Origin of the sequence: Sphaerothrix gracilis Ecp01, from assembly GCF_030405905.1 — a bacterium.
Lineage (GTDB): Bacteria > Cyanobacteriota > Cyanobacteriia > Phormidesmidales > Phormidesmidaceae > Sphaerothrix > Sphaerothrix gracilis.
In genome coordinates this window covers 58,147-71,179 of sequence record NZ_JASATW010000012.1, presented here as the reverse complement: position 1 = coordinate 71,179, position 13,033 = coordinate 58,147, and the positions used below count along the sequence as shown (strand labels likewise).

10 protein-coding genes are annotated in these 13,033 nt (G+C 53.0%); 7 read left to right on the top strand and 3 right to left on the bottom strand.

All coding sequences use genetic code 11. The annotated features are described in order from the left end of the window. The first annotated feature begins 217 nt into the window (after nucleotides 1–217). Nucleotides 218–1,294 (top strand): hypothetical protein, encoded by a 1,077-nt coding sequence (locus QJQ48_RS14960; RefSeq protein ID WP_346292045.1) that lies wholly within the window; start codon nucleotides 218–220, stop codon nucleotides 1,292–1,294. 62 nt (nucleotides 1,295–1,356) lie between these two features. On the opposite strand, the gene QJQ48_RS14955 is transcribed toward QJQ48_RS14960, so the two are convergent. Next, nucleotides 1,357–2,517, bottom strand: coding sequence for a pyridoxal-phosphate-dependent aminotransferase family protein (locus QJQ48_RS14955; RefSeq protein ID WP_346292044.1), 1,161 nt, complete (start codon nucleotides 2,515–2,517; stop codon nucleotides 1,357–1,359). Nucleotides 2,518–2,729: 212 nt separating this feature from the next. Here QJQ48_RS14955 and QJQ48_RS14950 point away from each other — a divergent pair, with 212 nt between their 5' ends. The 3 genes from QJQ48_RS14950 to QJQ48_RS14940 all read left to right on the top strand — a co-directional run bounded on the left by QJQ48_RS14950 (nucleotide 2,730) and on the right by QJQ48_RS14940 (nucleotide 8,214). Next, a complete protein-coding gene (locus QJQ48_RS14950) occupies nucleotides 2,730–3,482 on the top strand; it encodes a C40 family peptidase (RefSeq protein ID WP_346292043.1) in 753 nt (250 codons plus the stop codon). 4 nt (nucleotides 3,483–3,486) lie between these two features. Then, nucleotides 3,487–4,413, top strand: coding sequence for a UPF0104 family protein (locus QJQ48_RS14945; protein WP_346292042.1), 927 nt, complete (start codon nucleotides 3,487–3,489; stop codon nucleotides 4,411–4,413). A gap of 156 nt (nucleotides 4,414–4,569) precedes the next feature. Then, nucleotides 4,570–8,214, top strand: coding sequence for a PAS domain S-box protein (locus tag QJQ48_RS14940; RefSeq protein ID WP_346292041.1), 3,645 nt, complete (start codon nucleotides 4,570–4,572; stop codon nucleotides 8,212–8,214). On the opposite strand, the gene QJQ48_RS14935 is transcribed toward QJQ48_RS14940, so the two are convergent. Beyond that, nucleotides 8,191–9,180, bottom strand: coding sequence for a cysteine synthase A (locus QJQ48_RS14935; RefSeq protein ID WP_346292157.1), 990 nt, complete (start codon nucleotides 9,178–9,180; stop codon nucleotides 8,191–8,193). The genes QJQ48_RS14940 and QJQ48_RS14935 overlap by 24 nt on opposite strands. A gap of 248 nt (nucleotides 9,181–9,428) precedes the next feature. Further along, nucleotides 9,429–9,812, bottom strand: a complete 384-nt coding sequence (locus QJQ48_RS14930) for a hypothetical protein (protein ID WP_346292040.1) — start codon at nucleotides 9,810–9,812, stop codon at nucleotides 9,429–9,431. Between the two features lie 127 nt (nucleotides 9,813–9,939). On the opposite strand from QJQ48_RS14930, the gene QJQ48_RS14925 reads away from it, so the two are divergent. The 3 genes from QJQ48_RS14925 to QJQ48_RS14915 all read left to right on the top strand — a co-directional run bounded on the left by QJQ48_RS14925 (nucleotide 9,940) and on the right by QJQ48_RS14915 (nucleotide 12,840). After that, on the top strand, nucleotides 9,940–11,634 hold the full coding sequence (locus tag QJQ48_RS14925; RefSeq protein ID WP_346292039.1) for a transglutaminase domain-containing protein: 1,695 nt from the start codon (nucleotides 9,940–9,942) through the stop codon (nucleotides 11,632–11,634). 5 nt (nucleotides 11,635–11,639) lie between these two features. Beyond that, nucleotides 11,640–12,272, top strand: coding sequence for a methyltransferase domain-containing protein (locus QJQ48_RS14920; protein WP_346292038.1), 633 nt, complete (start codon nucleotides 11,640–11,642; stop codon nucleotides 12,270–12,272). A gap of 91 nt (nucleotides 12,273–12,363) precedes the next feature. After that, nucleotides 12,364–12,840, top strand: a complete 477-nt coding sequence (locus QJQ48_RS14915; RefSeq protein ID WP_346292037.1) for a QcrA and Rieske domain-containing protein — start codon at nucleotides 12,364–12,366, stop codon at nucleotides 12,838–12,840. Nucleotides 12,841–13,033: the final 193 nt, after the last annotated feature.

Sequence of the window (13,033 nt, the reverse complement as noted above, 5' to 3'; positions counted from 1 at the left end):
CCAGTCGCCACGCCCCCATCAGAGCCAACTTGCTTCGCAAGATACCTCATTTGCAGCTTGACATTGCTAAGATCGCAAAAATTGGTATTTTGCCTGATTGCATAGCGCTTATCCAGCTAGCAGTACAGTTCCGGTAATCAAGGTCTGAATATCGACAGCGATCGCTCGTGAGCTAGCGCCTGCTCTAATTCAGCCAAAGCTGTTGGAGTAAACCCTTATGGTATCCAGTGTTTCTCGATGGTTTGAGCGTAGTCTCAATGGTCTGCAGCGGCAGATTCAGCTTTTTGTTGACGGCATTTCCGGGCAAGACCGCCGGATCAATCGAGAGCTACGTCAGCGCATAGAAACCCTGCAAATTCGGCTCGAAAATCTGCAGCGACAGAACCAAGCTTTAGAGACGGGCAATAAGACGCTAGCGCAACAGCTACAGGCGCTACAGTCAGTCAGTCAAGAAAATCAGCGGCTAAAACAGGAGATGCAGCAGCTAACGCTGGAACAGCGCAATCTGCAGGCTACTGCAGCCTCGTGGCAAAGTCGTTTCCAGGTAGCCAATTCAGAATCACAACGGCTGACGCAGCAGAACCAGCAGATCCTGGCCGAACGCGATAATCTGCAGCGCATCGTTGATAGCGAGATTCAGCTGCTCAAAAATCGCAATTATAAGCTGAGCGAAGAGCGCGACGATTTGCAGCTCAAAGTCTGGGAGCAGGCAGAACAGATTGAAGAACTCCATGCCGAAAATCAAGACGGCTTGCAGTCTGCTATTGATCAGGAAATCCAGCAGGTCAAAAAGCGCAATTTGCAACTGCTGAAAGAACGGGATGACTTTCAGCTTAAGGTTTGGGAGCAGGAGCAGCAGATTACCGAGCTGCTAGACTACATTGCTCAGACCGGAGAAGATCCTGAAGCAGACGAGCTCACTGACGATAGCAGCCTTTCAGAAATAGCGCAGACTGTTGACCTGTCTGCGCTTTCGCTAGCTCTCTTAGGCGGGCACGGAGCGACTCGGCGCGGCGTGATTGAAACTCTATCGGCTCAGCATGGCCTGAAGCAGTGGGTTGAAATTCCACCCTTCAGCAATATCAGCGCGGGCCGCAACAAAGTTAAGGCCAAAGTACAATCTTGTGACTTGATTGTGGTCATCACCGGATATATGAGCCACAAACTCACCAATAATATTCAGAGCCTTAAGGAATCCGGGGCTTTGACTGGCGACGTACTGCTGGTTAGCTGTCGTGGTAAAAGCGGCGTGATTCGCGAAGTACTCAACTATGTCACGCAAAAACAGGCTTAGCAGCAACAGTCCTCGCCTGGAGGGACGCTGGCTCATGTCACAACGTCCCCCCAATTTGCTGCCTAGGCTAAAACCTGCTTGAGGGCAGTCAGCAAAGTATCTACCCTCTCTGGCTGGCTATTGTGGCCCATCAGACCCAAGCGCCAAACCTTACCTGCCAGTTCTCCTAAGCCGCCGCCAATCTCAATGTTGTGTTCCGTTAGCAGTTGGCGCGTGACCGCTTTAGCGTCTACGCCGGCAGGAACCTGAACCGTTGTTAGCGTGGGCAGTCGATAGGCTGCTTCAACATGACAGTCTAGGCCCAGCTCAGCGAGGCCCGCCCATAGTTTTTCTGCCGTTTGCTGATGGCGCTGCCAGCGGGCCTCTAGTCCTTCTTCGGCTAGCAGGCGTAAGGCTTCTCGTAGGGCAAAGGTGAGGTTGACGGGTGCGGTGTGGTGATAGGTGCGATCGCTGCCCCAGTATTTCGCCAATAGCGAGGCATCTAAATACCAGTTAGGCACTTTATCAGAGCGTTGCTGCAGCTTTTCAACAGCGCGGGGACTCATCGTAAAAGGCGAAATTCCTGGCGGACAGCTCAGCCCCTTTTGGCTGCAGCTATAGGCCAAGTCCACGCCCCACTCGTCTAGAAAAATTGGGACGCCGCCTAGACTGGTGACGGTATCTAGCAGCAGCAGGCAGTCAAACTCGCGGCAGAGATCGCCCACGCCTTCTAAAGGCTGCCGTGCCCCTGTAGAGGTTTCTGCATGGACGAGCGCTAGAATCTGGGGCCGATGGGTTTCCATTGCGCGGCGCAGCTCACTGAGGCTAAACACCTGACCCCAAGGCTTGTGTAAGGTACACACTTCAGCCTGATAGCGTCCGGCCATATCCACTAGGCGATGACCAAAGTAGCCTTTAACGCCTACTAGCACTTTATCCCCTGGCTCAACCGCATTAGCTAGGGTCGCCTCCATCGCCGCCGAACCCGTGCCGGCAATGGGAAAGGTGATGGGGTTACTGGTCTGCCAGGCGTAGCGCAGTAGGGACTGCACTTCATCCATCATGTGCAGATAGGCCGGATCTAAGTGCCCAATCGGCTGGTGGTTCATCGCGGCGACGACGGTAGGATCGGCATTAGAAGGGCCGGGGCCAAATAGGAGCCGCTGGGGCACTTCTAGCGGAGCGATCGCTGCGCGATGGGCATTATTAACGGCAGGGGTTGAGGCAGAAAGAGTAGAAGTCATAGGATATTAGCTAAATGGATTACCTGGGTTAAATCTATTGTCGGCTGCCGTGACCCAGGTATTTCTAAAGTTAAGCAACTGAGAGGTCGCTCTGAGAGCAAGTGACAATGGCCGTAGCCATCCTAGCTCTTGCGGTTCAGCGGCAGACTGATATGATTACAGGACATTACAGAGCTAATTAATCAGTCAAACAGGATAGGCTTGATGCGCTTATGATTGTCCCCGCTGATATCAGAGCGGCGATCGCTCATCCGCTACAAGAGTACGTTTGCCAATCCCCTCTCAATCTCTATAAAGCACCCACGAGCAACAGCTTGGTAACTCAGGCCGCCAGCGGTCGCCACTTGCGACTATTGGGGACTGAAGCTGACGCGATCGCCGTACGCCTAGTTGAAGACGACTATCCGGGCTGGGTCAGGTTGTCAGACTGGGCGGCTCTACAGCCCGCTGCGCAACCTTACCGGGCACCTGTGCTATCGACCTCAGCGATTCAGGCCCGCCTGCCGCAGATAATAGTCTTCACCGAAGCGGCAATGCAGCAGCCGAATGAGTATCTTTGGGGCGGCACCGTCGGCCCCAACTACGACTGTTCCGGCCTGATGCAGACGGCCTTTGCCGCCGCCGGGATCTGGCTTCCCCGAGACGCCTACCAGCAGGCTGCTTTTACCCAGCCAGTTTCTCCGCCAGAGCGCCAGCCAGGAGATCTCATTTTCTTCGGCACTTCTGAGCGGATTACCCACGTGGCTCTCTACCTAGGGGGCGATCGCTACGTGCACAGCTCTGGCAAAGACCAAGGACGCAACGGCATTGGTATAGACTCCATCAGTGATCCTCGCGATCCGGTAAGTTGCCTCTATCAGGCCCAGTTGCTCAGCTTTGGTCGAGTTGTGGCCAGCTACCAGCCGACTGGCAAAGACTACGCTAGCCGCTCTGACCTAACCGCCCCCATCTCGCCCCTGCCGTAATCCTATGCCTGCTGCTCTCAAGTCTATTCTGGCTCGATTCAAGCCCTATGTGCGCTGGTTGGTCTTGGGCATAGCGCTGCTGCTGATTGGGCAGACCCTGTTGGAGAACTGGCAAGAAGTGCTGGCAATTCGCCTCAGTCTAGCCGATCGCGCCTGCTTAGTCATGGCTTTGGGAATTACCCTGGCTGCTCATATCTGGTCGGGCTGGGTTTGGGGCTGGGTGGCCCAGGTCTGCGGCTGTCCGGTTTCAAATATTTGGGCAATACAGACCTATCTCAAAACAAACATTGCCAAGTATCTACCCGGCAATGTTTGGCATTTTTACAGCCGGGTCAAAGCCTTACAGTCTAAGGGGGCTATGTTAGGAACCGCCATCATCGGCGTGCTGTTAGAACCCATCTTGATGGTGGCAGCCGCCCTGATTTTGGCCCTGTTTGGCAATCAGCAACTGCTACTGCAGCTAGGTATCTTATTTGCCGTCCTCATTGCCGTGCATCCGCGCTTTTTGAATCCGATTCTGCGCTTTTTAGGTCAGGCTAAAGCAGAAACCTCTGAACCCTTAACGGCCCGGCTCAGGCAGTATCCGTGGAAATCGCTGCTGGGAGAACTGGGCTTTGTCATTCTCAGGGGGCTGGGTTTTGTCAGCGTTGTGCTGGCATTTCGGCCTCTGACGGGGAGCGAAATACCGTTGATTATCAGCGGTTTTAGCTGGGCTTGGCTGCTGGGCTTGGTGGTGCCGGGTGCCCCCGGTGGCGTAGGCGTATTTGAAGCAACTGCGATCGCAATACTTTCTGATACTCTCTCGCCCGCAATTGTTCTCAGCAGTGTTGTCTGCTATCGCCTAATTAGTACCCTCGCTGAAGCAATGGGCGCAGTACTAGCCTGGTTGGATCAGCGCTGGAATGAGCGGCAAAATCAGCCGACCGGCTAATCGCATTGGCCAATTGGCTGGCTGATGGCTAATAGTGTCAACATTTAGCTGAGGTCTGTGACAAAATGAAAATCTACGATCCCCTCAGCAGATGGGAACCTTGAACAGTGATAGCCATGTGTTCTCGACTATTCATTTGCTCAGCCATCCATTTTTATGGATTCTCTACCTCATTTAGAGCCTGAATATGCAGATATTTTGACAATGCCTGCGCGGGTATCGCCTGAAGCAACGGTTGCTGAAGCGATCGCGCTGATGACGCCAGCCCAGGCCATTTCAACTCAAGGTGATGGCACCGCCTGTTTGCTAGTCGTCGAGAATGAGCGCCTTATCGGTTTATTCACTGGACAAAACTTAATTTGCTGTGCCAATGCTGAGGCTATTTTTAGCCAAACAACTGTGTGCCAGTGGATGACTTCTCCGCTGATAACCCTAACGCCCCAGCAGTTAAATGACGGGAAACGACTGATTACGCTGCTACGGCAAAACCAATATCTACCGATTGTGGATACCTGCCAGCGACCGCTAGGAATCATGAGCGAGACTGGCCTGCTGCGCCTTTTAGACACTGCTAAGCTAGCCGAGCATCTACAACAGTCACTTTCTCTGGCCGTACCGCCTCAAGCTCATCAGCTATCTGGGGCTAGTGAATTACAGCCAATCCAGGCAGCCGGGGATCTACCTGATCCAACCTCGCTGCGACAATACGCGCAAATCGTTTTTGACTCACCCGCTCGCATTTGCATCATCGATCGCAACGGCATTTATCAAACGGCGAACCGAGCCTATTTAGAATGGCAAAAGCAGTCAGTCAAAACCCTCAAAGGCTGTAGCGCTAGCGAGGTTTTAGGTGCTGAGTACTTTAACTGCTCTGTGAAGTCCCGTCTCAATCGCTGTCTTGCCGGGGAGACAATTCACGATGAGGAATGGGTTACGGTCGGTATTCACCCTGAGTTCATCAGTATTACCTATTCTCCCTACTTTGAGGCTGACGGTCAGATTTCAGCCGCCATCATAACCGTGCGCGATATTTCTCAGCTCAAACGGGCTGAACGAGCCGAAGGGCAGCTACGCCAGCGCGAAGCCTTTTTGCGCAATATCTTTGATTCGGTGACAGAGGTAATCTGGGTCGCTGAACGCTTGGAAGACGATGAATACTGGATTGTCAGCGCCAATGAAGCGGTGCAGTCAATCTTAGGCATTTCAACTTTGGACTGGATTGGGCGACGGCTAGAAGAACTTTGGGCCCCGGAAACGGCTGAGATTATGCGATCGCGCTATCGTGCCTGTCTGGAACATGGACAGCCTGTAACCTGGGAAGGCCCGATTAGGACAGCTACGGGGTCAAAGTGGATGCTAACGACCCTGTCGCGTTTAGATGACTGTCAGGGCAAACCCAGGGTGCTGGGCGTGAGCGCCGATATCAGCGATCGCAAACAGGCCGAAGAATCTCTACGGCGGCTAGAAGAACTCCATCGCAGCACTTTAGAAGCGCTGCCGGATCTGATTATTCGCATGAAATCAGATGGTACCTATCTAGATGTTAAGTCAGCCACAGAATCACCCATGATTCCAGTGATGACTGGCAATACTGTTTGGGAGGCCCTACCGCCAAAACTTGCCCGTCATCGACTCTTTCTGACTGAGCAAGCACTACAAACTCGGGAAATCCAGGTTTACGAATATAGTCTGAGGATCCAACAGAATTCTCGGCGTCAGGAGGCTCGAATTGTACCGCTGAAAGCCGACGACGAAGTTCTGGTGATCATCCGAGATGTAACCGATCGCTATTTGGCAGAGATGGAGCGGCAGCAAGCCCTGAAAGAGCTGCGGCTACTCAACCAAGAGCTAGAACATCGAGTTGCCCAGCGCACTCAAGAGCTACGAGAGAGTGAGCAACGATTTCGGACAATATTCGAGCAGGCGGCTGTCGGCATTGCGCAGGCCGATATGTCAGGGCGATTTCTGCAGGCAAATCAGCGCTTTTGTGATCTTGTGGGTTATAGCCCAGACGAACTCTATCAGAAAAAATATCGCCATCTAACCCCGTCAGAACATTTACCGCAGGACGATCGGCTCATGGCTTCACTGCTAGCCGGAGAAATTAAGTCCTTTTCACTAGAGAAGCAGTATCTTCGCAAAGGAGGGGCGCTGCAGTGGATCAATCTCACCGTCTCGCTGATGCGAGATCAAGAGGGACGACCTCAATACAATATCGGCATTATTGAAGATATTAGCGATCGCAAAGCTGCAGAAGCTGCCCTGAGAGAGAGCGAAGAGAGATTTCGGGCCATTTTTGAGCAAGCGGCTGTTGGGATTAGTCAAACCGATCTGTCAGGCCGATACATACAGGTCAATCAAACTTTTTGTCAACTGCTGGGCTACAGCGAGACAGACCTCTTAGGCCAGCCCTGGCAGAATTTTATTCATCCCGATGACCTCACTAAGGATCAGTCCTTGGTGCAGCGGATCTTTGAGGGTGAAATAACCTCTTTCTCGACCGAAAAACGGTATCTGCGCCGTGACGGGCAGACTCTCTGGACGCAAAAGACGCTTTCAGTCATGCGCAATGAAAGCAATGCTGTCACCTGCGTGGTCGCTGTAATTGAAGATATTAGCGATCGCAAGCGAGCTGAGCAGGCGCTGCAAGAGAGCCAGCAGCAGCTTGCTTCTATTGCCGACAATATTCCCGGCAATATCTTTCGGGAAGTGTTTCATGCCGATGGCCGCATTACGCTCTCTTTTATGAGTCAGGGAGAAAAAGAGCTTTCGGGCATTGATCCAGAAAAAATTCAATATGATCGCGATCGCCTTTTAGCTTCTGTTCATCCGGCTGATCGTTCTGAGTTCGAGCGGCAACTCATCGCCTCAGCCAAAGCCCTACAGCCTTTTGACTATGCGTACCGGGTGGTTCATACCTCTGGAGAAATTCGCTGGGCCAAGGAGAACATTCGCTTTTTCCAGCTCGATAACGGCGATATCATCGGTGACGGCATCACCCTAGACATCACCCAGCAGAAGCGAGCAGAAGCAGAAGTTCGGCGGGCTTTGGCCCAGGAAAAAGAGCTAAATCAGCTCAAATCTCGCTTCATTTCTACGACCTCCCACGAGTTTCGCACCCCCCTAGCGGTGATTGCCTCGTCTGCTGGCATTCTGCAGGACTTTGCCAACAAGCTCTCAGATGAGCGTAAACAGCAGCACTTAAAAACAATTCAGACCTACATCAAACATGTGACGCGGCTGCTAGACGATGTTTTGCTCATGAACCGGGCTGAGACGGGGCGGCTGGCATTTCAGCCTAGTCCCCTGCGGCTCGTAGAATTTTGTCAGGGGTTGATCGCGGAGCTACAGCCCAGTATGCCTGAGCATGAGCTGCTTTTTCAGGTATGCCAACCGCCAGCGATCGCCGCCGAGAACTTTGAAGCTGAAATCAAAGCTGATCCGGAACTGCTGCGCCGGATTTTTTGCAACTTGCTTTCAAATGCCGCCAAATATTCTGAACCAGGGAGTCCCATCGATTTTATTTTGGCGGTACAGGCAAACTGGGTACAGGTTGAAATCTGCGATCGCGGCATCGGCATTCCGCTAGAAGATCAGCCACAGCTGTTTGAAGCTTTTCACCGCGCTCAGAACGTCGGCAACATTGCCGGGACAGGGTTAGGATTGTCTATTGTCAAGCAGTGCCTCGATCTCCACGGCGGTCAAATTTCGTTTGAGAGTCACCTGCACCAGGGCACTACCTTCACTGTCAGGCTGCCGCTGGTCGCTACGGCTTTCCTATCCGGGCAAGAGGTCGTCTGACCACAGATCTTTAGACTCTAGCCACTGGCGATTGAATAGCCGCGACTGGTAGCGAGAGCCGCCATCGCAAAGAACCGTGACAATCGTATGGCCCGGCCCCATCTCCTTAGCCAAGGCTATAGCCGCGCCCACGTTGATTCCAACCGATCCCCCCATAAACAATCCGTCCTGATAGAGCAGCTGATAGACAACCCGCAGTGCTTCAGGGTCATCAATTTGAATCGCATCATCGATAGGAACGCCCTCCATGTTGGCAGTGATGCGGCTGTTGCCGATGCCTTCCGTAATTGAGCTGCCTGCGGTGTCAATTTCACCCGTTTTTATATAGCTGTAGAGGCCGCTGCCCATCGGATCGGCTACGACGCAGCGAATATCGGCATTTTTCTCTTTTAAGGCCATAGCCGTACCGGCATAAGTCCCTCCGGTGCCCGTAGCAGCGACCCAGGCGTCTACTTTACCGTCAGTTTGCCGCCAAATTTCAGGCCCAGTGGTTTCATAGTGAGCTTGGCGATTGGCTAAATTATCAAACTGGTTGGCCCAAATCGCGTTTTCCATTTCGTCGGCTAGCCGCCCTGACACTTTGACGTAGTTATTGGGATCGCGGTAGGGCACTGCCGGAATGGGTCGTACCTCAGCGCCAAGCGTACGCAGCAGATCCATCTTTTCCTGGGACTGGGTGTCTGGAATCACAATCAGGCAGCGATAGCCTTTCGCATTGCAGATATGAGTTAGCCCAATTCCCGTATTACCTGCAGTCCCTTCAACGACGGTTCCCCCTGGCTGCAGCAGTCCCTTTTTCTCAGCCTCCTCAATGATGTAAAGCGCTGCGCGATCTTTGACTGACCCGCCTGGATTCAGAAATTCTGCTTTGCCCAAAATCTCACAGCCTGTCTCTTCACTGAAGCTGTGAAGTCGAATCAGGGGCGTGTTACCCACTGTGCCTACGAAACCGTCTTTAATGTCCATTCCTGAATTTTGTCGTGGGGTCATTCCCTATTCTCTAAGAAAACTTCCCTCGGATCTACTGAGACATAAACTTTTAGCCTGCTAGCTCAAAATTCGCAGAGCTGGCGCACTCGACGAGGCTTTAACTGCTCGCAAGCTCTCCTGGCTGCTGCCACTTCCCTGATCAAGGAGGCAGGGGAGATTCTACCGCTAGCCCTAGGCGTCTCAAATCTTGAACGGCGTCACGCCTAACTTGTTCTCTCAAGCCCTCAGGCAGAACCATCGCGGCGGCCTAGCTCGTACACGCCGCTGCCAATGCAGGCAATCATGCCAACGCTAATGGCCCAGCTCCGCCCTAAACTTAACTCAATCCCAATTTCCGCTAAGATACCGACTAAAATAAACGGCACAATGCTAAAGATCGATGCATAGAAGGCATTTTGAGATTCTCGTCCTTTCCGCGTCCGCTCAAACTCTTGCTGGGAGGTATAGAGCGATCGCTCAGCAAAATTAAACCAGCGATTGAGCTGTTCCGTCACCCATTCGGCTACGGGCGAGAAAGCTAAGTACAGCGCTAATGCCCATAATGTCGCTCCCGCGATTGTTGCTGTATTGATTTGCTGCAGGTCAAAAGGAAAGAGTTCTGTAAGCATTGAAAGATTTTAGCGAGAGAGTCTTATGTTAAATAAGTTGAAGAGATAATAACGGGAAAATTAAGGGCCAATCTTGACCGCTGCTTCCGGGTCTTATCGACTGCTCTATCCTACCTGCTAACCTATAATGTCTGATTTTTATAGCCCCCCTGTAGACGAACTGAAATCTGCGCTTGTTCGAGCCGAAGCCGCTCAAAATTTAATTCGCCCTGTAGGAGCCTATGCCCTACACGGCATCACGGTTTGGCACAACAGTCTGCTGGCGATCGATGCCCTGAGAGGGTATCTCCTCCGCATTGATCCAGCGACCAGCAATGCCACTATCCTCAATGCTCGCAGCACAGAACCTTTTTTAGACGCCACCGGATTGGCTGTTTGGGATGGAACGCTATGGATTAGCCGGGGCCACGAATTACTAAGCTGCCCGCTAGAGCAGCCAGAGCCGCAGCTATTTACCACCCTACCCTATCCAATTGATGGCGTAGCCATCTGGGGCACCACGCTCTACGCAAGCTGCCAAAAGGCTGGTTATATCTTCGTCTTGAGCCGAGAGACCGGGCAGCAGATCACCAAATTGCCCGCGCCAGGCATTGGCATTGAGAATATTGCGGTTTCAGGCGAGTATTTATGGCTGTGCGATCAAACTGAGCAGACGGTCTACTGCTTAGATCGGGCTACGGGAGACATTATCACCAGTCTGCTGACGCCGTTTGCCTCTCCGACAGGTATTGCCGTTTTGCCGAAGACAGATCCGCAGGCTGGCAGGCTGTGGGTTGCCTACACCTTTGAAGAACCTTACATTCGCGACGATCCCAACTCAGAAAATCCCCATCAGCTCACTTTTCGCGATCGCACTTTTATTCACGCCCTGCAGTTTTGTCATAATGCCGATAAGCACTGCACCCTGTCCAATCGCTATCTCTTAGAGATGAGCTATGTCGAGGAAATTGCTCCCCTCGATGAGCTGCAGCTTGACCAGCTAGAGTGGCGTATGGCGCTGCCTGCCACGACCGATCGCCAGGTTTTGCGGCATGTAGAACCGATTGGCCTGCCCTTTACCCTAGAGCAGGAAAACGGTCAGCAGATCGCCGTCTTTAAGTTTGACCGCCTACATCCCCACGAAAGTCATCTCTTCGGCTGGAAAGCGCTGATTGAAGTGGGTGGCATCAAATATCAGCTGACACCGCGTCAGGTAGAGAAGAGCCAGCCCCTGTCAACCGAGTTTCGCCAGCGCTACCTGATTGATGATGACGAACTGGCGATGGACAAGCCAATTATTCAGGCCGCCGCTAGAGAAGCCGTGGGCACTGAAACCAACCTGCTGCGTCAGGTATTGCGCATTCGCAACTACGTTTACGATCGCCTATCCTATGGCATTCGTCCCCGCATCGATACGCCTGATGTGGTGCTAGAGCGCGGCGTGGGTTCCTGTGGCGAATACGTAGGACTGCTGCTGGCCCTGTGTCGTCTGAACGGTATCGCCTGTCGCACCGTGGGGCGCTACAAATGTCCGCCCCAGGCCGATCGCCTAGGGGTGCTGCTAGAGCCAGATTTTAATCACGTTTGGATTGAGTTCTACGCCCCAGGAATCGGCTGGCTGCCGATGGAGTCTAACGTAGACGACATCATCGAAGGGGGGCCCTATCCTACCCGCTTTTTTATGGGGCTGCCCTGGTACCACGTCGAAATGAGCAAGGAAGTTTCCTTTGAACGGCTGCAGGCAGCGGGCGAACCAGAGGTCAGGCTGGGGGATCTGGCAATCAACCACGTTCGATTTAAGATCCTGCAAGAACTGCCCTTAAAACTGGCGTCATCTGCCTAAAATCTATGACCAATCCAATTTCTAGTTCTGATAGCTCTGAGGCGGCTGATAGTTTGAGACCAGCATTTTGGGAGCAGCGGTATCAGGCCGGGTCGCCCCGCTGGGACTTGGGCCAGCCCTCTCCCGCGTTTGTTGCCTGGTTCCGGCAGGTGATGCCACCACCCGGTCGAGCAATTTTCCTTGGCTGCGGTCGGGGCCATGATGCCTTGTTTTTTGCTGAAAACGGGTTTGAGGTGTGGGGAGTGGACTATGCGCCTTCAGCGATCGCGGCGGCTAGGGCTAGTGCTGAGCAGCGCCAACTGACGGCCCATTTTATCCAGCGCGATATTTTTGACTTAGTCCCGGAGTTTGCTCACCAGTTTGATTATGTGGTAGAGCACACCTGTTTCTGCGCCATTGATCCCAGTTTGCGATCGCAGTATGTCGAACTGGTCTACCAGCTTTTGCCACCTCAAGGGCAGTTTTTGGCGGTTTTCTTCACCCACAGCCGCGGCGGCGGCCCGCCCTATGGCACCAGCGCAGCAGAAATTCGCGATCGCTTCAGTCCGCACTTTACAGTGAGCACTCTCTCGCCCGTTAAAAACTCGGTCCCAGCCCGTCAGGGCGAAGAACATCTAGCCCTCATGCAGCGCCGCTGAAATTGCCACAGCTCAAACCTGAGTGTCATGCTACTCTGGGCTGAGATGTGCTTGAGTCCGGGCATATTGCTTTGGTTTTCTAAGGAGTCCCATGAAGCGGCGCGAATTTGTCTCTTGGATGAGTGTGGGTACGCTGGCAGCCTCTCTGCCCGTAGTTTTAGCAGCCTGTAATAGTCAAACCGCCGATTCAACGGCTCCCCCAGCGAGTGACAGCTCAGACACAGCCGATAGCTCGGCGGCTGCAACCGCAGAGTTTGAAGCCGTGGGCACGGTAGAAGAGTTGACCCAGAGCGGCCAGCTTCTAAATGAGACAGCGGCAGTCGGTCCCGTCCTGGTCATTTCTAATCCAGAGGCGGCTTCAGCCGACGACCTAATTGCGGTCAATCCTACCTGTACCCATGCGGGCTGTACCGTAGAGTGGCAGTCTGATCAAAATCTTTTTGTCTGTCCTTGCCATAATTCTCAGTTTCAGCCAGATGGAACCGTTGCTAGCGGCCCTGCCCCTCAGGCTTTGACAACCTACGAGGTCAAGCAAGAATCCGGCTCTATCTTGGTCAAGGACGCCTAAAGCAAGCTCTGATAATCGGCCTCACAGTGAGACAGTTATTGCCCCTGATCGGTTCCTGTGTCAGGCTGAAACGTTAATTTTTTTGTCAGCTTTTCGCCATGTCCCATATTGGGCTAAGCTATCAAGCTAAAGCTTGTTAGTTGCCCCCTCAGGGTAGATAGCTGCCCCGCTCAGCGATAGCCAATTTTGACTT